Source organism: Streptomyces sp. NPDC001194 (assembly GCF_042896985.1).
GTDB lineage: Bacteria > Actinomycetota > Actinomycetes > Streptomycetales > Streptomycetaceae > Streptomyces.
Window position 1 is genome coordinate 276354 of record NZ_JBIAXU010000004.1, and the last position, 21470, is coordinate 297823.

The window sequence follows — 21470 nt, forward strand, 5'->3', positions numbered from 1 at the left end:
CCGACCCCGAAAGGCCAGCTCATGACCGATACCCGAGACGCCCCGGCCGTCGATCGGACCGGCGGTGCCACAGACGAACTCGATCACCTCTACTGCTGCGACTCCGACCTCGCGCTCTGCGGGACGGACATCAGCGGCCACGAGGACAACGACGCCGACGGCACCTGCGTCGTCTGCCTCGACCTTGAGTTCGAACCGTGCCCCCGCTGCGCCGCCTGACCTGCAGCCCGAGACCACGCCCACCCCAAGCATCGGAGGAACCCCATGTACCCCGAACTCCTGACCCCGGAAGAGAAGCTCGCCAGCGCCAAGGAGCGGCTCAACATCCCGAAGATCGTCTGCATCTGCGGCAGCACCCGCTTCATGACCGAGATGGGCGAGGCCGATGTCCAGCTCACCGCGGACGGCCACATCGTCGTCAAGCCCGGCTGCGACATGAAGAGCCCGCACCCGCGCTGGGTCGACCCGGTCGAGGCCGAGGAACTGAAGACCCGGCTCGACGGCCTCCACCGGGCCAAGATCCGGCTCGCCGACGAAGTCCTCGTGGTCGGCAACTACATCGGCGACAGCACCCGCGCCGAGATCGCCTACGCCCGATCCCTGGGCAAGCCGGTCCGGTTCACCCACCCCGAGGTCGACCCCGCCCCGTGACGCAGACCGGCGGCCCGCATGTGTGGTGCGGGCCGCCAGCCACCCGATCAGATCACACCGCAAGGAGAACCCCGATGGCCAGCTACACGAGCCGCACCGTCACCAGCACCCGCCGCGAGTGGATCGTCCCCGCCGCCCAGCCCTGGGGCGCGTTCCTCGGAGACATCAACACCGCCATCGCCGTCGCCAGCGTCGCCTACCGCGAGGCGCGCGGACTCGCCAAGGACGCGCGCCTCATGGACGACGCCCTGCGGTTCCACGTCGGCGACGACGAGATCGTCATCAGCTTCACCACCGAGGCCGCGTCGTGACCGCGACCGCCCGGCCGGTGCTGACGGACATCGAGCTGGCCGTCCTCCAAGGCTCCGCCGATGGCCGGACCTACGCGGCCCTCGGTCGTGAACTCTCGCTGACCGAGAAGAGCATCGGCAACGTGGCCATGCGGGTGATCGCCAAGTTCGGGGCCGCGAGCATCACCCACGCCGTGCTCCTCGCCTGCCGGGCCGGGATCCTCGACGGCCAGCGCCGCCGCCATGGGGATCACGCCGGCTATGCGGCGCACGTGTACCGCGGCGAGGACCCGAAGGACTGTCCGCACGGCTGCTGGGAGGCCGAGTTGGCGTACCGGGCGGATCGGCGGCGGGCCAGACGCGCCCAGGGGGCGCCCTCAGCGCCCGTCTCCGCCACTTTCAGCGCCTCGGCGGACTCCCGGCCGTCCGGGCTCGCAAACGCCAGCGAGGCGCACAGCGCCGCCAGTCGACCGAAGAACCAGACAAACGCCGCATAGGAGACCCGACATGACCGACCGCCCGTACACCGGCGACGACCTCCGCGCCGAAGCCATCCGCCAGCATGCCCTCCTCCTCGAAGACCCCGACTACACGGGGATCGGCGAGGCCATGGAAGACCGTGAGGTCGTTCCGGGTGGCGGCGTCGCCTGGGGCGACTTCAGCGACGAGACCTACGAAGCGGCGCAGCGATCTATTCATGCTCTGATCCGCCACGCCCCCCGTCTCTCCCTGTGGGCCGTCAACCTCGGCGCCGACGGCCTGGAGCCCGTCGAGCACGCCGTGTCCCTCCAGGCCGACGGCCGGCCGATCGTCCGGGTCCACTTCGCGTTCGAGCCCGGCATGCCGGAGGAGATGCGCACCGCGTTCGTCGAGGGCGTCGCCGAGGAAATAGCCCGCGTCCTCTGACCCTGTCGCTTCCGCCGCCCACACCCCAGCGGGCGGCCCCTGAGAGCCGCACAGCCGATCCGCACCCCGACCCGACAGCACGGAGGAACCCCATGACACCCGCCGAGGAGCTCGCAGCCGCCGCGTTCCAGCTGCGCAACCCGTTCCACCCGCCCGGCCTGACGGTCGGCATCGACCCCGAACTGGGCACCCCGCTCGCCGACTGGCTGGAGCGCGAGGGACGGCAGGAGGCGTACACGCTGGCCGAGTTCGGCCACCGCAGCGCAGCCCCTGAGGCCCTCGCCGTCGCCCGAGCCATCAACGGCCAGCCGTGACCGCCGAGCAGCCGCCGTTGTGGCCGGACGACTGGGCCACCGAACCCTGCGGCGACGGCCTCGACCCCAGCCTCCTCGCCTACCTCAACGCCATGGCGTCCGTCGGCGAAGGCAGGGCCGCTGGCGGCAGGCGGCGCTGGGTGTACCTCGACAAACCCATCCACGAGATTGTGATCAAGGGAGACCTGCTGTGATGACCGACCCTGCGGCCGTCTGGCCCGCCCGCCCCGCCACCTGTGCCAACTGCCAGGACCCCCTCGACGGCACCGAGTACGTCGAGATCTTCGAATTCAAGACCGGCGAATGGGGCGCCTGGCACACCAGCCGCGACGAATGCCTGGCCAGCCTCCTTGAGAACCAGACCGCGGAGACCCCCGATGCCTGACCTGCACGGCTGGATCAGCCAGGCCGTCACCAAGCGGGAAGCGCTGGCCCGCCGCGCCTCGAAGGTGACCGGGCGCTGGGTGTACGCCCTCGAACTGCAGCGAGTCCGCGACGGGGACTACGTCGTCGCTAACACGGGCAGCGCCTACGGCTGGCACATCGAGGCCAACGACCCGGCTGCCGTCCTCCGCCGCTGCGCCGCCGACCGGAAGATCCTCGAAGTCCACGCCTACTCTGGCGGCAGCTACGAGCCCTACGCCTGCGCCGGCTGCGGCCACGACGACATGGGCGCGCTCGTCGAACACTGCAACGACTGCGAGACATTGCAGGCGCTCGCCGAGGGCTACGGGATCACCGACGAGGAACTCGCCCAACTCGAACGGCCTGAAGTAGCCCGGCGCGAGGCAACCGGCAAGCCACTAAGCGAGGCGCTGGCCGAAGCGTTTGACCGGTTCTCGGCCGACCGGCTCGACGAGCGCTACCTCGGCGACCTCTCCGCCCACAAGTTCACCGGACTGCTGCCCATCGCCACCGAACTACTGCCGCCGACACCGCTCGAACGGGCCCTCGACATCCTCCGCCCGCACCTGCACGACGTCCCGCTGTACCGCCCCACCGCCTGAGACCCGCCCGCGCCCCGCCAGGAGAAACCGTGAATGAGTCCCCGAACTGCCTCGTCTGCCGCCGCGAACTCTGGGAAGACGAACTCGGCCGCTACGCCTGCAAGCCGTGCGAGCGCCGTCTCGACGACCACCTCCGCAGTCTCGCCGGACCCCGCGGCCTGTACGCCCGGCTCTGTCTGCGGATGGAGCCCGGCGCCCGCGGCTCCGGCCCGCGAGTCAGCGGCAGTGCCGACGCCCCCATCGCTGGCAACCTCGACGTACTCGACCTCACCTCCGACGGCGGCATCGTCAGCACCCTCGAACAGTGGGTCGAAGACTGGTCCACCTACGGGCTCGGCGTACAAGGCACCCCTGGCCGGCTCCAGCACCGCGTCGACCAGGCCATAGCCACTCTCCGCCGCAACCTGGCCCAGGCCGTCCTGCGGCATCCCGCCCTCGACGCGTTCGCCTCCGAGATCTACCTCATCCGCCGCCGCTGCGAGACCCACGTAGACGGCGAACGCGTCGCCTCCTTCAAGGCCACCTGCACCTGCGGAACGACCATCCGGTTCGCCGTCGACACCCCCGGCATCACCTGCCGCGGCTGCGAGACGAGCTACGGGCTGGAAGAGATCCGGCAGCTGGCCGTCGATCAGCGCGCCGCAGCGTGACGAAGCCCCCGGCCTCATCCCGAGGCCGGGGGCTGTCGCGCGTTCGGGGTCAGGCGTCGGCTGGCGGTTTGGCCGGCCCGCGACCCCGGTGCGGGCGGTTGCGGAAGAACTCTTCCACGGGTGCCCAGGGGACGAGCCATAGCCGTCCAGCCTTGATCCACGCCTCTCGGGGTACGGGCCACGCGGGGTCTGTGTCGGCAATGTGCCGAACCCCTGCTCTTGTGATGGCGCGAGGCAGGATGTTGGCGGCGTTGAGCCGCCTTGCGATCTCCGGGAAGGTCACCAGTTCGGGGATTCCGCCCCCTTCATTTTCAGCCGACATGGGTCTCACTTTCTCAGAGTACTTGCCATGAGGGAAGTACTCGCCTAGTCTCGAATCAGTCACCAACCCCGCACTGCCGGTGAGACGGCACAGCGGAGATGGAACGACGACGGGGCCTGGTGGTGAGACACCAGACCCCGCCCCACCGGCCCCGGTGGTGAGACACCAGGGCCAGCAACATCCGGACCACTGACATCACCAGGGGACCAGACATGACGAATCGTACTTGCGCTATGCGCAGTAACGACAGCACCCCGGCCCGGCGACTCATCGCCGCGCCCAGCTCCGACCCGTCGATGGACGAGGCTCTGGCCCGCGTCCGCCGGATCGAGGCCCTCGACGAGGACACCCGCCGCGCCGCCTCCTACGTCCGTACCGCCCGCAAGGTCGTGGCGTGATGGGGATCAAGAGCCGCTTACGTGATGCGGCCTGGGCGGCGGTCAACACCTCGGACGGCACCCCGGCTGGCGCCCGACGCGCCACGATGGGCGCGTCGCAGATAGCCGAGGCCCTGTCCAACGCGGGCCACACGAAGGCGGCCATTGCCGCCTCGGCCGCCGGTGCGGCGGCAGTAGCTGCCGAAGGCGCGCTCACGAACCTGATCTACCCGCCCGGCGACTACGCCGAGTTCCACAACGGCCCCGTGAAGGGCCGGTGACCGCAATGTCTGAGCAGCAGCACAGCATCATCGACCAGCCGGCCACCCCCGAGGCGTGCGAGGCGGACCGCCAGCAGGCCGCAGCCCAGCGCGCCAACGCGAAGGGCCACCACTCCGCAGACGACCGCGGCGCCCTCGGCGCCGGCCGACTGCACACCCACCGCAGCTAGACCCCTCCCTCATCCGCCTGACCAGCGAAGGAGCACCCGCATGTCCCGGTACCTGGAGGAAGCCGCCGCCCTGCTGCGCAAGTCGGCAGAGGCCAACGAGCGCGAGTGGGCCACATACCCGCCCTCCCTCATGAAGGGCCGAGAGCGGATCGCCCGAGAGTTCGCCTCCCTCGCGGCAATCGACAAGGGTCTTCTGCCCGCCGAGATCACCGACGTCATCCTGCGCGCCATCGCCGACCGTCACGCCGCCTGACCCCACCCCTCCCGGCACGACCAACCGAGGAGCGCAGCCATGTTCGAACCCGCAGACGAGATCGACGCCTACGACCGTCAACAGGCGGACCTTGAGCACGACGACCGCTCCTTCATCTGGGTCTTCGGCGACCTCGACGACCCGCAGACCGACGCCGACCAGCCCGCCTGACCAACGGAAGGACCACCGCAATGCGCCTCTTCTACGCCTTCGCGATCTTCGCTGGCTTCGCGGCCCTCGCATTCGCCGTCATCCACAACGCCTGACCAACGGAAGGAACCACCCGCCATGAACGCCATCGTCGCCGTCACCGAGATCGAGCCGCCGTCCGACGTCGAGGCGGCCTGGGCCGAGCGTGACCTCCGCGAGCAGCTCATCACCGCCTACGACGAGGCCACCACCAAGGCCGGCCGGGCCGCCGCCCGCTGGGACGTCCTCTCCTACGACATGGCCAACCCCGGCGTCACCAAGCTCGCCGACCAGCTCGACGACCATCGCAGCCAGGCCGCCTGATGGCCCGCCGTGACGAGCCGAGCCCCCCGAGGGCCCGCGACGAACGCACACACCCCCGCCCGCGCTACGACCAGCAGGTCGCCCCAGCCGACCACCTGATCGGCGGGACCAGCCCGGCCACGAACCCCTCGACGACCGGCGGGAACACCAGTCGTCGCCCCCGCGTCACCGCCTCCTGACACCCGAGAGGAAAGCCGTCATGACCGCCCAGCTGGACCACGTCAACGGCCGGCCCATCACCACCGAGCCGCGGTTCGACCCGATCGCCCTGGCCAAAGCCGAGGCGATCCGGACGCAGGCCGATGCTGAGGCCAAAGCCGTGCAGATCAAGGCGGAGGGTGAAGCCAGGGCAGCCGAGGCCGTGGGTCGCGAGGAAGCCAAGAAGCAGCGGATCCTCAACGAGCGGGCCCAGATGAAGCTGGAAGTCGACCGAGCGATCCAGGCCGAGCGGGTAGCCAAGTCCGCCGCCGAGGCCGCCAAGGCCGAAGCCGCGGCCATCAAGGCCAAGCGCGACGCGGATGCCGAGGTCGAGCACGCCGAGAACCGCCAGAAGGAAGAACGGCGTACCGAGGCCGTCTGGAAGTGGGCCGCCCGCGGGATCTACCTCACCAGCCTGATCATCGCCCTGCCCCTCCAGCTCAGGGCGTTCTACAGCGACGACAAGCCGTTCATGATCGCCGCGCCGTTCCTTCTCGAAGGACTCGCCCTGGTCCTCGCATTCGGCGGGGCATGGGCCATCGCTCACCGTCGGGACGTCATGCCGTACCGCATCGGCATCATGGTGGCCGCGATGATCGCCTCCGCCGTCAACCTGTGGCACGGCAGCGTCGACGAGACCATCGGCCTTGAAGCCGGCATCGTCGGGGCTCTCGCCTCCCTCGGAGGCCCTGTCGTGCTGATGACCTACGAACACGGCGTCGCCCAGAAGCGCGACGGCATCCCATCGATGCGTGAACGCCGAGAAGCCGCACGAGCAGCCGAGAGGGCGGCGCGCGAGGCCGCAGTCAAGGCGGAGGAGAAGGCGGCCGCCGACCGAGCGAAGGCAGAGGAGAAGGCCGCCGCCGAACAAGCCGCCGAGACCGAGCAGAAGCGCAAGGACGACGACCGGAAGCAGGCCCACGGGAAGGTCTGGGATGTGGCTGAGGCGATGCGTTCGGCCCGCGGTCTGCCGTTCGTGACCGACGCCATCTGGAGCGAGGCTTGGTACCGCGTCACCGGCTCCAAGGTCGTCGGAATCTGGCCCGAGCTGGAAGCCAGCAGCAAGGCCGCGGCGGCCGAGATGAAGGCCGCCTCAGAAGGCACGTTGCCGCACGTCGAATCCCAAATGCCCACCCGTCAGAAGAGGGACCCAGAGCAGCCCGACGGGCGGCGCTTCAACGGCGGCACCCCGCCCCGCCGAGTACCCAACGACACCCCTCCCTACAGCATCGCCGCGCGCACGGTCGCTTCCCTCGCCGCCCTCCAGAACCCCGCCGCCGAGGAGCAGTCGTGAGCATCGGCAACACCCTATCGACTTGGACCTGACCAAGGTCATCCCCGGCCAGCTCGTAGCCCGCCCCACCCAGACCAACTCGAGGAGACCCGATGCCGATCAACGGGCAGCGCACCAGCAGCACGCGGACCAACCCGCAGGCCAAGGGCGGCACCAGCAAGACCAAGCACGGGCCCACGTTCAACCTGGGGCCGAACATCAACGTCAACGCCAGCCGGACCACGCAGAGTGGCAGCGGAACCCAGGGCGGCGGCCACGGCGGGCGGAGCCAGTTCATGCTCCCCGACCCGGACTTCAGGTCGGCGGCCGAGCTGCGGAACTACTGCAACAGCCTCCGCGCCTTCGCCGTACACGCCTCGATCGAGGTGTACGTCGCCGCAGAGATCCTCCAGGCAGCCCTCTCCCAGGCCAGCGGCATGCCGCAGGACAACGTCATCCAGCACAAGCTGCGAGCCCGAAAGATCTCTCGGAAGCTCAAGAAGGCCGGCGAGTCCCTCGCCGACGCTGCGTCCAACGCCGCAGCCACCTACGCCGCGTTCCAGCGCGAGTACGCCGACATCATCACCGCCCGCCCCCAGCAGGGCCAGCGCCGCCCCTTCAGCTACTAACCCGAGAGGAGAGCACCGCCATGACCGGCAAGGACATCGAACAGCAGCACGAGGACCAGCTGAAGGGGAGCTCCGACGCGGGCGGCGTTACGGCCTACCTGCTTCACCGGGTCAAGCCCTACCTGCCGCCGTGGCTCGGCGTCGGCGCCCTCGGCGTCTCCGGCACTGTCGGACACCTCGTCTGGAACGGGGATGCGGCCATGGGGATCGGCCTCACGCTCGGCTCGGTCGTCCTTACCGGCGCCGCATGGTGGGCAGGCGCCGGAGCCGGCCCCCAGCGGCGCATCCACTCGGTGGCCACCGTCGCGGTCGGCTCTGCCTGGTTCACCTCCGCCTGCGTCTTCGACCCCTCGTACAACGGGCTGGCCGTCGGCGGAACCGTCGCCGCACTGACCTGGAACATCCGGCAGATGTACCGGCGCGACCCCGACGGCGTGAAGGCCATCGCCGAAGGCTCCGGCCTGCTGGAGAAGGTCGGACTGGCCAAGGCCATGATCCAGCGCATCAAGGTCGAGCCCAACCGCGTGACGGTGCCGATCGCCCTGGAGCCCGGCGAGCAGACCAACGACGACGTCGCCAAGGCGCTGCCCCGAATCGCGTCCGCCCTGGACGTGTCGGCCACCGCCGTCCGCTATCTGCCCGACCCGGACTCAGCCCGCCGCGGCGAAATCGTCGTCGTGCCTATGGACATGCTCGCCGACACCGTCCGCTGGGAGGAGCAGGGCCCGTCCCTCCCGGGCGGATCCATCACAGATCCGATCATCCTCGGCGTGTACGACGACGGATCACCGCTGATGATGTGGCTGCCCGGCGACCCGGCGGTCGGCCGCAACGCAACCAACGTCCTCATCGCCGGCATGACCGGCGCAGGCAAGGGCGACGGAGCCCTCAACCTGATGACCGAGATCCTGTCCCGCAAGGACGTCGTCCTCTGGCTCAACGACCCCAAGGGCTTCCAGGACTTCCGCCACCTGCTCCCCGGCATCGACTGGGCCACCGACGCCACCGGCACCGAGACCATGGCCACAGCGGTCCTGCCGACCATCCAGGCCCGCACCACATGGCTCGGCCAGCACGGCTACCGGCAGTGGTCCATCCAGGCATCCGTCACCCAAGACAATCCCGCGCACTCCTGCCGGACGGACGGCACCGCCTGCGGCTGCCCCGGCATGCCCTACCTCGTCGTCTGGTTCGAGGAAGCCGGCGTAGGCCTGTCCGCCCTCGGCGACGACGCCTTCAACAACATCTCCAACCTCGCCCGATCCGGAGGCGTCGGCTTCATCGCCTCCCTGCAGCGCCCCAGTCACGACCAGATGTCCACCACCGCCCGCGACGCCTTCGGCACCCGCATCTGCTTCGGTGTGCAGACCTCCACCGCGGCCGGGTTCATGCTCCCCGACAGCGTCATCGACGCGGGCGCCGCCCCCGAGCGCTGGTCCAACCGTCGGCCCGGTTACTGCTACCTGATCACCCCCGGCATCGACGAGGCCCGCTACTCCAGCCCCGGCCGGACCCGCTGGTTCACCCCGTCGGCGAACTCGCTGATGGAAGCCGTCGCAGCATGGGCGGCCCGCAACGGCGCCAAGCCCGACCCGATCACCGCTGGGGCCGCCACAAAGGCGGTGGGGAAGGGATACACCGAACGCGCCCGCCACGAGGAGCAGAACCCCCAGGCCGACGAGGACGAGGAGCAGACCGTGAACCGCCTCGACGACGAGGACCTCGACATCGACCCCCACGAGGAACTCCCGCAGCTGCAGCCCGGCGAGGAGAACGTCCCCTTCGGCCAGCTGGAAGGCCGAGACCTCAACGCCGACCAGGCCCGCGCCGTCCTCGAAGCCATCCTCACCGAATTCGAGGAAGCCGGGACGATGGTGATCGGCACCAAGGACGTCATGGAGCACGGCGACCGCCTCGGCCGGCGACGAGGATGGGTCTCCGGCGAACTCCAGCGACTCCTCGCTGAGGGCCGCATCACCGAGACGGCGAAGCCCGGCCGCTACCGGATCGTGCCCGCCATGGCTGACGCCTGACACCGTCACGCGCGCCTGACAGTCGTGGCGTGACACGCGACCTTCCTAGGGGTTTGCCTGTCACGCCCTGACACCTGACACCTGACACTTGCCGGGTAAACCAGCACAGACCTGCACAAACACGGCAGCTAGATCGTGGGTGGGGTGTCACCAACCGTCAGACGCCGTCAAGCACCGTCAGACCCTCACAAGGAGCCCCGAAATGCCCACCCCCAGCCCCCTCGACCGCGACCAGGCGGCCCGACTCGTTCAAGCCGTCGACGAAGCCCTGACACCCGTCACCGCCTACCGTGACACCAGCCTCCTGCCCGCCACGGGGACCGCCCTACCCGTACCCCAGCCCGGCCGGCCCCCCATGAGTCAGAAGGCGACCGACGCCAGCGCCCTCATGCTCGCCGCCGGAGTGGCCTCGCTCCCGATCGGAGGCGCGACATCCCTCGTGCTGTACACGCTCGGCCACGTCAACCCTGCCGCGCTCGCCATCGGCGCCGCAGCCCCCGTCGCCCTGATCCTCGCCGTCGGATCCCTCGTCCGGGCCGCCAGCCGGGGCGTACAGGGGATCGGTGCGGAGCATCACCACCACTACAACGGACCCGTCAGCCAGGAACACCACACTGTCAGCACGCAGACCCGCGGCCTGTTCGCCAAGACGATCAACAAGCAGTAGGGAGCCGGCATGTTCGCCACGATCTTCGTCCTGCTGTACGTTGCCCACCTGATAGCCGACTACATCCTGCAAACCGACCACCAGGCCGCCCACAAGATGGAGACGACTCGGGAAGGCTGGATCGCGAACCTCGGCCACGCAGGAACCCACACGATCACCACCGCCGCAGCCCTCGGTATCGGCTGGGGAGTCCTCGACCTGGCTATCAGCCTGCCGGCCGCCGGCATCGCCCTCGCCTGGATCACCGGCAGCCACGCCTTCATCGACCGCCGCTGGCCCGTCACCTGGTGGATGAACCACACCGGATCCGCCGACTGGATCAGCCGCGGAGGGGCGGCGCACGTGGATCAGACCGCTCACGTCGCTGCCCTGTTCATCGCGGCACTCGCCATGGCCGCCTGAACTACCGCTCCACCGACAGGCCCTCGCCGACCGCGGGGGCCTGCGTCATGGGTACCGCGCGGGCCAGCCAGCCCGGACCAGACGCCCGCATCGGCTCCGTCGTCGCCACCGCCCCCAATAGCCGACAGAGACGATCCAGCTCACGCTGACACTCGGCAGCAGTCGACCCGCGGACCATGTACGAAACGCCCATGCCCGCAGTGTTCCATCGACAATGGGCACTTGACACGAGTAAGTCACCGAAGTCATGATCTGCTGAAGTAGCACTCGTGCGCGCTCAGGCCGTCCCCACAAGGACGGCCTTTGTCATTCCCGGGGGTGGGCATGGACCGGCCGCAACTCGTCACAGCCGCCGACGCCGCCTACTACACCGGCCGCCCCATCGGAACTATCTGGCGCTGGGCATCCGAAGGACGCATCACCGTCCGCGGCCGCGGCAAGGCAGCCCGTTACGACCTCCGGGAACTCGACCGTAAAACGATCAACCCATGGACGGACGAGGTCCGCCTCGGCAAGCCGCCGAAACTACCCGAGGGCGCCCGAGCCGCCTGAACTGCTGCGGCCCCGCCTGGACTCCGGCACCATGGGCCGCCCAGGAACCGCGACCAAGGGGCACCACATGTTCGGCAGCAAGAAGACGCCCGAAGAGAAGGCGGCAGCAGCCCGCCTGAGCAAAATCCGCGGAGCAGCCGCCGCGGCCGGAGTCACCATGTTCGGCGGCAAGTTCCGGTCGCCCAACCAGATGGACGTCCCCGTCGAAGGTGCGCGCGTGACCATCGAACGCGGCGAAGAAGCCAAGGCCCGGATCACCGCCACGAGGGTCGCCCTCACCGGGATATTCGCCCTGTGGCTCAAGAAAGACATGACCAAGCTCTTCATCACCATCGAAGGCGCCGGCGGGGAAGTCCTTGTCCAGCCCGTCGCTGCATCCAAGGAACCCCAGGCTCGGATCTTCGCGACGCTCGTGAACGGCGAGGCGACCACCCCGGAGTGACCTACGCGAGGAGGCCGTCATGCCGCTGCCTGCCGGCCTCCAGACCGTCACCATCACCGACGTCCGGCCCCACCCCGACGGCAGCCCCATGCGCGGCACCGTCGTCTTCAGCCCGGAAGTCCCCACCATCACCTCCGCCGTCCACGGCGTCATCGTCATGGGCGACGTGGTCGGCGAATGGGTCGACGGCGTCCTCAAGGCCGCCGACGGTACGACCGGCATCAAGCTCCTCGCCTCCGACGCCGACGACTGCACGCCCACCGGCTGGACCTACCGCGTCAGCGAACGCCCCTACGACGCCGCAGGACGTGCCTACTCCATCCTCCTGGCGGCCGAACTCGGCCCTAGCATCCCTCTGCTGACGCTCGCCCCGACCGACCCCGCCAACGGCGACTACGTGACCGTCCCCGGCCCGGCCGGACCCCAAGGGCCCGCCGGACCGACAGGGCCTACGGGAGCCACCGGCCCCGCCGGAGCTACGGGCGCTACGGGTCCCGCAGGCGCGACTGGCCCCCAGGGACCTCAAGGTCCCGCGGGCCCCGCTGGAGCGGACGGCGCCGACGGAGTCGACGGGGCGGCCGGCGCAATCGGGCCCCAAGGTCCCCAAGGCAACCCCGGGCCTACCGGAGCGACGGGTCCGACCGGGGCCACCGGCCCTACGGGCGCCACAGGCCCTCAGGGCCCGGCCGGCGCGACTGGAGCAGCTGGAGCCACTGGCGCGACAGGGGCAACCGGCCCGACTGGCGCTACGGGTGCCCAAGGAACTCAGGGCGTTGCCGGAGCTGACGGAGCGGGGATCCGCACCGCGGAGGCCCGCATAACCGACGGCGCCGTCGTCGACCTCACGTCCACCACCCCGTGGATCATCGCGACGACGTCCGTGGGCACGCCGCTCCAGTGCTCCATCCCCGCGGTGGCCGGCGACCGAATCCGCGTGCACATGTCGATGATGTACGTCGGCGCCCACTTCATGGACCTCGCTCTGCTGACCAACGCAGGCGCGATCGACCAGTACGGAGCCTCGGGCACCAGCACCCCGCTCACCGAAGGCGCGCCCGAGCTCTACCCGAGCGTCAGCTTCTCGAAGACCGCCTCCGCAGGCATGTTCACCGTCGGCTCGACGCACATCACCACCGCCGGCATGGCGACGATCGCGCTCGTCCACTCCGGCACGTCCTCCGGGAAGGTCTACGCCAACAGCACTTACCCGTGGCGGATGCTCCTCGAGAACCTCGGGCCGGCCCCCGCCCCGACGTCGATCAGCGTCGCCCAGACCGGCACGCCCACCTCCGGGTACGTGAAGTGGGCCCCGTCAGGCGTTGCGCTGACAGGCTCCGACGTTACAGGGCCGTTCCGCTACCTCGGAGCTACAGGCTTCCAGATCGGCTCCGGCACTCCGGACTCAAGCAACGTCCTGCCGATCAGCCGTTACCCCAACACCCGCGGCACCCTCTCCAGCTCCCAGTCCGTCTGGTCCGTGGAATTCGGAACCGACGCGGCTGTCCTCCAGCTCCGCTTCAACTACCAGAGCGCAGGCTGCTACCGGCTCACCATCGACGGCCGGCGATACACCGATCTCATGCAGCCCATAGGCGGAACCACCCCGGGCAGCACCCACCTCATGACCGTCAACCTCGGAGCAGCGCAGGCGAGGACCGTGCGCTTCGACTTCTACACGGTGCCTTTCGGAGGGGTTCACCTTCCCCCCGGAGCGACCATGTGGTCGACAGCTACGCGCCCAGGCCGCTTCATGGCCTTCGGCGACAGCCTCCCCGACGGCTCCGCCATCAATACCGGCGGCGGAGCAGGCACTTGGGCGCCCAAGACGGCCTCGCTCCTCGGCTACGACAACTGCTGGAACGAAGCGCGCGGCGGTACTGGCTACATCACGGCCGGCAGCTACGCGACTCTCGCCAACCGGGTCGCCACGGACGTCATAGCCAACGCTCCGACGAAGCTCGTCGTCTGGGCGGGCTACAACGACAACGGAGGCTCCCAGCCGGCCATCGCGGCGGCCGCGGCAAGCCTGTACAGCACCATCAAGGCCGGACTGCCCAACGCGACGGTCTACGTCATCGGCTGCTGGTCACCCACGGGCTCACCAGGAGCGTCCCTGACGAACACCGACGACACCCTGAAGGCGCAAGCAGCAGCTGCAAGCCTCCCGTTCATCAGCCCGATCACAGGGAGGTGCTACGACGCCTCAGGGACGCTCGTAGCCACCCACGGGCCATGGATCACAGGCACAGGGCGCGTAGGGGCCACTACAGGCTCAGGGAACGCGGACACCTACATCGGTACGGATGCTGTCCATCCCACGGATGCAGGGCACGCCTACCTGGCCAGACGCATCACAGCAGCCCTCCAGGAGCTCACCCCCTCCTAGGGGTCAGGAGACACCCCCCACCCCCCTCAAGGGGGCAGGGGGGGTACGGGGAGGGGAGGGGGAGGGTATGCCGACGTCACCCCCAACGAGGTGCGGGGATCCCGAGTGTCAGGAGCTCACCACGCAAGGCAGGTGCGAGGCACACCAGAGGAAGGCGTGGGCGAACAGGTCGAAAGCTTGGGGTTCAGGCTCGACACGCAAGTGGCGTGACCTCAGGGCTCGACAGCTCGAACGAGAGCCCTCATGCCGATGGTGCGGCTCGCGTGACGATCTCCAGGTCGACCACATCATCCCGCTGTCCGAAGGCGGCTCGAAGTGGGACATGGCGAACCTCCAGACGCTCTGCAGCGGCTGTCACGACGTCAAATCGGATCAAGACAGGCGTCAGAGGACTCATCCAGAGGGCTCGCGGCTCACATTTTGACCCTGTACAAGGTCGTTTTTGGGTGAGAAAATGGGGCTCGGATCTTCGATTTTCGGGCCTCTGAGAGCTCGAATTTGGCCCTCGGAACCCGGGATTTACCCCCGGAGAGGCCCCCGGGAGGGGGTAGGGGAGTCAAAATCACCAAATCGGACATCCTGGACAGCGCCGCGGTGAGCTGGGATGGCGCACGCTCAGAACGGCTATAGGGGGATCAAGCCCCTGACCTGCGATAACGCTAAGTGACTGGTTCCTGGGGGTGTTGACCATGCCCCGAACCGCCAAGCCGGCTGGGCTCAAGCTGATCGAGGGACGTTCCGCCGGCCGAGACTCGGGGGGCCGGAAGGTCAACTCGGGGCCCGACTTCAAGCGCCTGCCGCCCGCGGCGCCCGACTGGCTATCACCCGAGGCGGCCGCCGAGTGGGACCGTGTTCTGCCTGAGCTGTCCCGCCTCGACCTCGTCAAGGAGTCCGACCGGGCTGCGCTCGCGGCGTACTGCGAGGCCTGGGCCACCTTCGTCGAGGCGACGCTGACCGTCCAGCAGGAAGGCCAGTTCATCGAGGCGCGCCAGGGCAAGCTGGCCCACCCTGCCGTGGGGATCGCCCGCGCGGCCGGCCGTGAGATGCGGTCCTGGGCCGCCCACTTCGGCCTGACCCCGTCCACGGAGCAGGCCCTGGCGCGAAGCGGGGGCGACGATGGCGACGGCGAAGCGAACCCGTTCGCGAGCTCCGGATCCGGCTGACCTGGGCATTTCCCCGGAGGTCGCCTGGTATCTGCAGGATCGTGGAATTCCGCTGCCGGACTGCCCGCCCAAGGTGCAGACCCCTTCACCAGGCGACGCCCCCGGCGCCGTCTTCGACCCCCACCGGGTCGACAAGGTTCTGAAGTCGTTCCACCTGCTGCGGCATACGCAGGGCAAGTGGGCGGGTAAGCCGCTGGATCCGGACCCGTGGCAGGTGGCGTACATCCTGGCGCCGGTGTTCGGCTGGGTCCGCTGGGACGACGAGGCCGAGGGATACGTGCGGATCGTCCGCAAGCTGTACGTGGACGTGCCCCGCCGCAATGGCAAGACGACGCTCTCGGGCGGCATTGCCGTGTACCTGATGGCCGCGGACTCGGAGCCGGGCGCCCAGGTGTACGCGGCCGCGACCAGCGAGAAGCAGGCCCGCTACACGTTCGACCCGATCAAGACGATCGCGGAGCGGGCGCCAGCGTTGAAGGGGAACGTCAAGGCGTTCACCAAGAAGATCACGCACCCGGCGTCCGGCAGCTACTTCACCGTCGTCTCGTCGGTGGCAGAGGCGCTGCACGGCGCGAACGTCCACGGCGGGATCATTGACGAGCTGCACGTCCACAAGTCGCCCGACCTGGTGGAGACGATCGAGACGGGTACCGGTTCCCGCCGGCAGCCGCTGGTCATCATCATCACGACGGCAGACGAGGGCAAGCAGGAGTCGATCTACGACCGCAAGCGGCAGTACGTCGAACAGTTGGCCCGCGGCGCGCTGCACGACCTGGACACCTACGGCGTGGTCTGGGGTGCCGACGAGGACGACGACCCGCACGCCGAGGCGACATGGCGGAAGGCCAACCCGGGCTACGGGGTGTCCCCCTCCGCCGCGTACCTGCGGGGCGCGTCGGCTGAGGCTCAGCAGTCGCCGGCCGACCTGGCGAAGTTCCTGCGCCTGCACCTCGGGATCCGCACCAAGCAGACGACGCGGTTCCTGACGTTGGAGGCCTGGGACCGCAACGCGTCCATGGTCGACGAGCGGCGGTTCGAGGGGCGGGAGGCGTATGGCGGCCTGGACCTCGCGAGCTCGTCTGACCTCTGCGCGCTGTGCTGGCTCTTCCCCGACGACCGCACTGGCACCCTCGATGCGGTCTTCAGGTTTTGGACGCCAGAGGACAACCTTCGTGCGCTGGACAAGCGGACCGCGGGTGCCGCGTCGCGCTGGGTTCGGGAGGGCTTCCTGGTGGCGACGCCGGGGAACGTCGCGGACTACGACTGGATCAAGGAGCAGATCCGGCGGGACCGTGACCTGTTCAAAGTCAAGTCCATCGGCTACGACCCGTGGAACGCCAGCCAGCTGACCAACGACTTGGTCAGCGAGCGGGCGCCAATGGTCAAGGTACGGCAGGGCTTCGCGACCATGAGCCCGGTCCTCAAGGAGATCCAGCGGCTAACGCTGCAGGGTACGGCCGAGCGGCCCGCCCTTCGCCATGGTGGCCATCCGGTGACCAGATGGTGTGTCGATAACTTGTCCGTGGCAATGGATCCGGCGGGCAACGTAAAGCCCGACAAGGCGAATTCGGGTGATAAAATTGATGGAGTATCAGCGCTCGCAACCGCCATGGCGGAAGTAGTCGCCAGGCCCCCTCGTCGCAAGTCCCGGTACGCGGACGACGAAGAGATCATGGTGGTCTAATGCGAGACCCCGGCGAGTGCGCTAACACTCCCGGGGCTTGGCCAACCTAGATGAGAGGTTGACATGGAGAACCCTACTCCGTGCTGCGTCGACTGCGAAGCGCCGGTGGCGCGCAGGTCGAACCGGGGTCCCTGGCCGAAGCGGTGTGCAGCGCATGTACGCACTGCCCCCAAGTACTGCCGGACGTGCGGCTCCGAGGCGACGGGAGCCCGACGCCGGGGCGATCGGATCTACTGCTCCGACGCGTGCTTGCCTGAATGCTCTATCGCGGGGTGCCATTCCCGGGGCGTGAAGCGCGGCTGGTGCGAGAGCCACTACTCGCAGTGGTGGAAGAAGGGCGAGCCGCGAACGCTGCGGAAGATCTCACCTAAGACTGAGTTCTGCCAGGCGTGCGCCCGGCGGAACCCGAAGGATCAGCCCAAGCGGGGATTCTGCTCCCGCGCTTGCTACGCGTTCTTCCGGCTCCACGACGGGAGAATCCCTGTCACCTTCACCTGCGTCCTGTGCAGCGACCCCGTCGACCTCATGACGGAGCGGACCAAGGCGGGGTGGCGCAAGCGTTCCACGTCCCGCATGTGCACTCCTTGTGCGAAGAGCAGGCGGTACGGCGCGAGCGTCGTGCAGCTCGTCAAGCGTGACGGTTCGGACTGCCGACTCTGCGACACGGCAATAGACCTCGGGCTGAAGTTCCCGGACCCCTTCTCGGTCAGCATTGACCACGTACTGCCGAGGGCGAAGGGCGGATCGGATGCGGCAGTGAATCTCCAGCTGGCGCATCTGCGATGCAACATCGTCAAGCGCGACAGGCTCTTGACCGTTTCCTGAATGGGCTGAGGGCGCCCACCGAAGTGGACGCCCTCCCATGCATCGCCATGACCCGCCAGGCCCGGCCATGCATCGCATGGACTCGCCAGGCCAAACCCTGAGCTAGCTATTCTGCCTGCTCCAGCCTGGCGAGGCGAGTCCGCAGCTCGGCAATCTCGTCCTCGGTTCTCTCGGCTCGCTGCCCCATGGAGGCGACGGCGTCTTCGAGGCGCCGCTGTCGAACGTCGGTCCGGCGGTTGAACTCCAGCTGCATGGAGAAGGCGCGCATCGTCGCCTCCGTCAGCTGGCGCACCTCGGGGCTGAGGCCATTCAGATCAACGTTGACGACCTTCGAATGACCGCGTGCGAGCGCGCGCGTGGACCGGCGCTGCTGGCCCCTCGCGAGAACGACGTGCTCGTCGGGACGCACGACCCTGTAGCCCACGTTGCGGACAGAGGTGACGGCATGCTTGTCGACGATCTCCAGTTCGCGGGCGGCCCGGCGCATGGCCATCTGAATGACATGCCGGTCGTTCACTGCGTGCAGGCAGAGGGCTTCGGCCATCGCCTCGTAGGTCAGGATGCCGTCGACGTCAGCGGCCTGGAGCATGTCGTACAGGGTGCGCCATCGGGCGGTTTCGCCGACCGGTTCGAAGTGGTTCACAGCGCCTCCACCTTGGAGGTGAAGCGCCCGAACCGGGGGCGCCAGTCGCCGAGTCCGATCCGCGTTCCGGCGGCGTCGGCTATCTCCTGTAGCTCTTCGAGGTTCAGCTCGGTCTCGTCGAGTTCGCCGTCTGCTTCGACGGCCCACTGCTGGAACATCGGGCGCGTGCGCATGACCCGGGACATGCCGACCTTGACCGACTTACGGTGCCGGAAGTTCTCGTCTAGCCAGAGTTCGGCCGGATCGCGTGGACCTCGGTAGGCGACGGGGTTGATGTCGGTGGAGATGAACACGCCTCGCGTCACCTGCCGTCCTGACCGTGTGAGCTTGGCAGCGTCCACGAGGCAGCGCTGGATGTTGTCGCCGGGGACGAATGGTCCGGCGTCGGGGTCGTAGTACAGGCCGCCCAGGAACTCCAGTCGGGCCATGTCCTCGTGGTCGGCGTCCGTCTTCTTTCGCTTCGCCGAGGCCGACTTCATGGCGCGCGCGTGGGGGTTGAGGGGATCGGACAGCTGGGCGTTGTGCATGAGCAGCGGCAGCGTGCCGGTGAGTGTTACGCGAAAGCGCACTGGAGACCTCCATGAGCGTGCGTGAACTGGCCTAATTCTACCGGTCATTCCGGCATATAAGCCCGCAAAGACCGCAATACTTTGGGCCCCTCCGGCGGCCGGACAGGAGGCCGCATGTTCGCCTGGCGCCGTACCGCAGTGCGCAAGAGGGTCGTCGTCAACCTCGCCGACAAGGCGTTCTCCGGGGTGCTGTGGGCGAAGCGCGGGCCACTGCTCGTACTCCGTGACACCGAGCTCCTGGAGCCCGGCCGGGCCCCGCAGCCGATGGACGGCGAGGTTGTCATCGAGCGCGCGCGGATCGAGTTCATCCAGGTTCTGGCGACGGGCGGTGGCTGATGGCGTTCGTGGTCTCCTCCGGCCAGCTCGCGATCACCGGCGCTGGCGTCACCCCCGGATATGCGGCGATGACTCTCCCGGCTATGCCGTGGGAGTACGAGACGATCTGGCGCACTCAGCCCCAGGTCCGTACCGTGATCGGCTTCCTCGCCCGGAACATTGCGCAGCTGGGCATCCACACCTTCCGCCGGGTGAGCGACACCGACAGGGAGAGGCTGACGGACCACCCGCTGGCCAAGCTCCTGGCGTCCCCGATGCCGGGCATGACGACGTACCGGTTCGTTGAGCGGATGGTCTCCGACATCGGCGTGTACGACCACTGGTACGGGATCAAGCTGAAGCTCGATGGCCAGCTGCGGATCCTTCCCGTGCCGCCTTCTCTGATCCGCCCGCACGGCGGGAACTGGATCGCGCCGAAGTACTACGAGACGGCGGGTGGCCGGGACTTCGCCGTGGACGAAGTGGTCCACATCCATGGCTACTCGCCCGACAACCTGACCGTCGGCTCTTCGCCGATCGAGTCGCTGCGCGAGCTGCTGCTCGAATCGTCCGAGGCGGCCCGCCAGCGATCGCAGATGTGGAAGGGCGGCGCCCGTCTGACGGGCGTCCTGCAGCGTCCAGCTGACGCACCTGACTGGGGGGCCAAGGAGAAGACCCGCTTCCGTGAGATGTGGCGAACGTTCTCGCAGGGTGGTGGCGCCGAGGGCGGCACGCCGATCCTCGAGGACGGTATGACCTACATCCCGGTCGGCTTCAACCCGGAGCAGGCCCAGTACATCGAGGCCCGCAAGCTGACCCGTGAAGAGGTCTCGGCGGCGTACTTCATCCCGCCTCCGCTGATCGGGATCCTCGACCACGCCACCTACTCGAACATCAAGGAGCAGCACGCACACCTGTACCAGGACACGCTCGGTCCGTGGATGGTGATGCTGCAGCAGGAGATCGTCGCGCAGATCCTGCCTGACCTGCCCGGTAACAACGACGACGTGTACTGCGAGTTCAACATCGACGCCAAGCTGCGCGGCAGCTTTGAGGAGCAGGCGGTAGCCGCTTCGACGGCGACGGGCCGGCCGTGGATGACGGTCAATGAGACCCGCGCCCGGAACAATCTGCCGGCCATCGACGGCGGCGACTCGCTGATCACGCCGATGAACGTGACCGAAGGTGGGCTCGCCTCGCCGCGGGACACGGCGCCCGATCCGGCGGCGCTCCCAAAAGCGCGGGGCCTGGCGCTGGTCAAGAGCGGCAGGCCGTCTGAGCTGGGTACCGCGGCGACCGAGGGCAAGGCGCTCGCGACGTCACTGGAGAAGTGGACGAAGCGCGAGGCCGACAAGCTGCTGGCGGCCGCGGGCGCGAAAGCCGACGACCTGCCCGACCTGGTGGCGCTGTGGGCCGCCGGGTCCAAGGATCGGATCGCCCAGCTGGAGGCACTCCTCTCCGACCACGGCTACCGCCTTGCGCAGGTCGGCGCCTGGGAGGTCCTGAACGTCTGGAACCCGGGCGCCGAGGACTGGTCGGCAGACGTCATGCTGGCGTGGATTCTCGCGGCCGCGCACACGCACGCGGTACAGCACGAGGAGGCCGGCCGGAAAGCCGTGGCCGCCGTACAGGAAGGTGGAGCTGACGGCTGGCGCGACCGCCTGATCGGCGCGGCCGGTTCGTGGGAGTCGGCGGCCGCGGTCCGTGCCGTGACCGCGGCTACGGAGCTGCGCAGCTTCGGCGGCCACGATGCGGCTTCCGCCTCCGGGCTGACCAAGAAGATCTGGCGCACTGGCGGCCGCAATCCGCGGCCTTCCCACAAGGCCCAGGACGGCGAGTCCGTCAGCCTCGACGACGTGTTCTCCAACGGCCTGCGCTGGCCCGGCGACGGCCAGGGCAAGGTCGACGAGCTCGTGAACTGCAACTGCACTCTCGACTACGCGAAGGAGGGATGA

Annotated in this window: 32 protein-coding genes; 30 read left to right on the forward strand and 2 right to left on the reverse strand. The window is 68.7% G+C overall.

Annotated features, from left to right (window positions below; all coding sequences use genetic code 11):
- The first annotated feature begins 21 nt into the window (after positions 1–21).
- The 28 genes from ACFY1T_RS12540 (at position 22) to ACFY1T_RS12675 (ending at position 17988) form a co-directional block, all read left to right on the forward strand.
- On the forward strand, positions 22–219 hold the full coding sequence (locus ACFY1T_RS12540; protein WP_390788099.1) for a hypothetical protein: 198 nt from the start codon (positions 22–24) through the stop codon (positions 217–219).
- Positions 220–264: 45 nt separating this feature from the next.
- Complete coding sequence (locus ACFY1T_RS12545; RefSeq protein WP_390788100.1) at positions 265–651, forward strand: hypothetical protein; 387 nt, start codon at positions 265–267, stop codon at positions 649–651.
- Between the two features lie 74 nt (positions 652–725).
- A complete protein-coding gene (locus ACFY1T_RS12550) occupies positions 726–962 on the forward strand; it encodes a hypothetical protein (protein WP_390788101.1) in 237 nt (78 codons plus the stop codon).
- Positions 959–1438, forward strand: a complete 480-nt coding sequence (locus tag ACFY1T_RS12555) for a response regulator transcription factor (protein ID WP_390788102.1) — start codon at positions 959–961, stop codon at positions 1436–1438. The genes ACFY1T_RS12550 and ACFY1T_RS12555 overlap by 4 nt, the downstream gene beginning before the upstream one ends.
- A 10-nt stretch (positions 1439–1448) precedes the next feature.
- Positions 1449–1847, forward strand: coding sequence for a hypothetical protein (locus ACFY1T_RS12560; RefSeq protein ID WP_390788103.1), 399 nt, complete (start codon positions 1449–1451; stop codon positions 1845–1847).
- A 92-nt stretch (positions 1848–1939) separates the two neighbouring features.
- On the forward strand, positions 1940–2161 hold the full coding sequence (locus tag ACFY1T_RS12565) for a hypothetical protein (RefSeq protein ID WP_390788104.1): 222 nt from the start codon (positions 1940–1942) through the stop codon (positions 2159–2161).
- Positions 2158–2355 (forward strand): hypothetical protein, encoded by a 198-nt coding sequence (locus tag ACFY1T_RS12570; RefSeq protein WP_390788105.1) that lies wholly within the window; start codon positions 2158–2160, stop codon positions 2353–2355. The genes ACFY1T_RS12565 and ACFY1T_RS12570 overlap by 4 nt, the downstream gene beginning before the upstream one ends.
- A complete protein-coding gene (locus tag ACFY1T_RS12575; RefSeq protein ID WP_390788106.1) occupies positions 2355–2546 on the forward strand; it encodes a hypothetical protein in 192 nt (63 codons plus the stop codon). Before ACFY1T_RS12570 ends, ACFY1T_RS12575 begins: the two co-directional genes overlap by 1 nt.
- Positions 2539–3168 (forward strand): DUF6221 family protein, encoded by a 630-nt coding sequence (locus ACFY1T_RS12580; RefSeq protein WP_390788107.1) that lies wholly within the window; start codon positions 2539–2541, stop codon positions 3166–3168. Before ACFY1T_RS12575 ends, ACFY1T_RS12580 begins: the two co-directional genes overlap by 8 nt.
- A 29-nt stretch (positions 3169–3197) precedes the next feature.
- Positions 3198–3818, forward strand: coding sequence for a hypothetical protein (locus tag ACFY1T_RS12585; RefSeq protein WP_390788108.1), 621 nt, complete (start codon positions 3198–3200; stop codon positions 3816–3818).
- A 555-nt stretch (positions 3819–4373) separates the two neighbouring features.
- Positions 4374–4538, forward strand: coding sequence for a hypothetical protein (locus tag ACFY1T_RS12590; protein WP_390788109.1), 165 nt, complete (start codon positions 4374–4376; stop codon positions 4536–4538).
- A complete protein-coding gene (locus ACFY1T_RS12595) occupies positions 4538–4798 on the forward strand; it encodes a hypothetical protein (RefSeq protein WP_390788110.1) in 261 nt (86 codons plus the stop codon). Before ACFY1T_RS12590 ends, ACFY1T_RS12595 begins: the two co-directional genes overlap by 1 nt.
- A 5-nt stretch (positions 4799–4803) precedes the next feature.
- Entirely contained in the window at positions 4804–4968 is a 165-nt protein-coding gene (locus ACFY1T_RS12600) for a hypothetical protein (protein ID WP_390788111.1), read from the forward strand.
- A 40-nt stretch (positions 4969–5008) separates the two neighbouring features.
- Positions 5009–5221: a hypothetical protein gene (locus tag ACFY1T_RS12605; RefSeq protein ID WP_390788112.1), complete on the forward strand. Its 213-nt coding sequence runs from the start codon at positions 5009–5011 to the stop codon at positions 5219–5221.
- Between the two features lie 39 nt (positions 5222–5260).
- On the forward strand, positions 5261–5392 hold the full coding sequence (locus ACFY1T_RS12610) for a hypothetical protein (protein ID WP_390788113.1): 132 nt from the start codon (positions 5261–5263) through the stop codon (positions 5390–5392).
- A 117-nt stretch (positions 5393–5509) separates the two neighbouring features.
- Positions 5510–5734: a hypothetical protein gene (locus tag ACFY1T_RS12615; RefSeq protein WP_390788114.1), complete on the forward strand. Its 225-nt coding sequence runs from the start codon at positions 5510–5512 to the stop codon at positions 5732–5734.
- Between the two features lie 199 nt (positions 5735–5933).
- Positions 5934–7226, forward strand: a complete 1293-nt coding sequence (locus tag ACFY1T_RS12620; protein ID WP_390788115.1) for a hypothetical protein — start codon at positions 5934–5936, stop codon at positions 7224–7226.
- Between the two features lie 92 nt (positions 7227–7318).
- Positions 7319–7834 carry a plasmid transfer protein TraA gene (gene traA / locus ACFY1T_RS12625; protein ID WP_390788116.1) on the forward strand — a complete coding sequence of 172 codons (516 nt, stop codon included), beginning with the start codon at positions 7319–7321 and terminating at the stop codon, positions 7832–7834.
- A gap of 20 nt (positions 7835–7854) precedes the next feature.
- Positions 7855–9867, forward strand: a complete 2013-nt coding sequence (traB, locus tag ACFY1T_RS12630) for a plasmid transfer protein TraB (protein WP_390788117.1) — start codon at positions 7855–7857, stop codon at positions 9865–9867.
- Positions 9868–10069: 202 nt separating this feature from the next.
- On the forward strand, positions 10070–10534 hold the full coding sequence (locus ACFY1T_RS12635; RefSeq protein WP_390788118.1) for a hypothetical protein: 465 nt from the start codon (positions 10070–10072) through the stop codon (positions 10532–10534).
- 9 nt (positions 10535–10543) lie between these two features.
- Complete coding sequence (locus ACFY1T_RS12640) at positions 10544–10936, forward strand: DUF3307 domain-containing protein (RefSeq protein ID WP_390788119.1); 393 nt, start codon at positions 10544–10546, stop codon at positions 10934–10936.
- 324 nt (positions 10937–11260) lie between these two features.
- The gene (locus ACFY1T_RS12645) at positions 11261–11488 is read left to right on the forward strand and encodes a DNA-binding protein (RefSeq protein ID WP_390788296.1); all 228 of its coding nucleotides are present in this window, start codon (positions 11261–11263) and stop codon (positions 11486–11488) included.
- A gap of 67 nt (positions 11489–11555) precedes the next feature.
- Positions 11556–11930, forward strand: a complete 375-nt coding sequence (locus tag ACFY1T_RS12650) for a hypothetical protein (protein ID WP_390788120.1) — start codon at positions 11556–11558, stop codon at positions 11928–11930.
- A 19-nt stretch (positions 11931–11949) separates the two neighbouring features.
- Positions 11950–14316 carry a GDSL-type esterase/lipase family protein gene (locus ACFY1T_RS12655; protein WP_390788121.1) on the forward strand — a complete coding sequence of 789 codons (2367 nt, stop codon included), beginning with the start codon at positions 11950–11952 and terminating at the stop codon, positions 14314–14316.
- 67 nt (positions 14317–14383) lie between these two features.
- A complete protein-coding gene (locus tag ACFY1T_RS12660) occupies positions 14384–14740 on the forward strand; it encodes an HNH endonuclease (RefSeq protein ID WP_390788122.1) in 357 nt (118 codons plus the stop codon).
- 265 nt (positions 14741–15005) lie between these two features.
- Complete coding sequence (locus ACFY1T_RS12665) at positions 15006–15479, forward strand: phage terminase small subunit P27 family (RefSeq protein ID WP_390788123.1); 474 nt, start codon at positions 15006–15008, stop codon at positions 15477–15479.
- Positions 15433–17163, forward strand: a complete 1731-nt coding sequence (locus ACFY1T_RS12670; protein WP_390788124.1) for a terminase large subunit — start codon at positions 15433–15435, stop codon at positions 17161–17163. The genes ACFY1T_RS12665 and ACFY1T_RS12670 overlap by 47 nt, the downstream gene beginning before the upstream one ends.
- Positions 17164–17781: 618 nt before the next feature.
- Positions 17782–17988 (forward strand): HNH endonuclease, encoded by a 207-nt coding sequence (locus ACFY1T_RS12675; protein ID WP_390788125.1) that lies wholly within the window; start codon positions 17782–17784, stop codon positions 17986–17988.
- 106 nt (positions 17989–18094) lie between these two features.
- Here ACFY1T_RS12675 and ACFY1T_RS12680 read toward each other — a convergent pair whose 3' ends face one another.
- Together ACFY1T_RS12680 and ACFY1T_RS12685 are read right to left on the reverse strand one after the other, a co-directional pair.
- Complete coding sequence (locus ACFY1T_RS12680) at positions 18095–18631, reverse strand: hypothetical protein (protein ID WP_390788126.1); 537 nt, start codon at positions 18629–18631, stop codon at positions 18095–18097.
- Positions 18628–19200, reverse strand: coding sequence for a hypothetical protein (locus ACFY1T_RS12685; protein WP_390788127.1), 573 nt, complete (start codon positions 19198–19200; stop codon positions 18628–18630). The genes ACFY1T_RS12680 and ACFY1T_RS12685 overlap by 4 nt, the downstream gene beginning before the upstream one ends.
- 114 nt (positions 19201–19314) lie before the next feature.
- Between ACFY1T_RS12685 and ACFY1T_RS12690 the strand changes: the two genes are divergently transcribed.
- Positions 19315–19536: a hypothetical protein gene (locus ACFY1T_RS12690; RefSeq protein ID WP_390788128.1), complete on the forward strand. Its 222-nt coding sequence runs from the start codon at positions 19315–19317 to the stop codon at positions 19534–19536.
- Between the two features lie 68 nt (positions 19537–19604).
- Complete coding sequence (locus ACFY1T_RS12695) at positions 19605–21470, forward strand: phage portal protein (protein ID WP_390788129.1); 1866 nt, start codon at positions 19605–19607, stop codon at positions 21468–21470.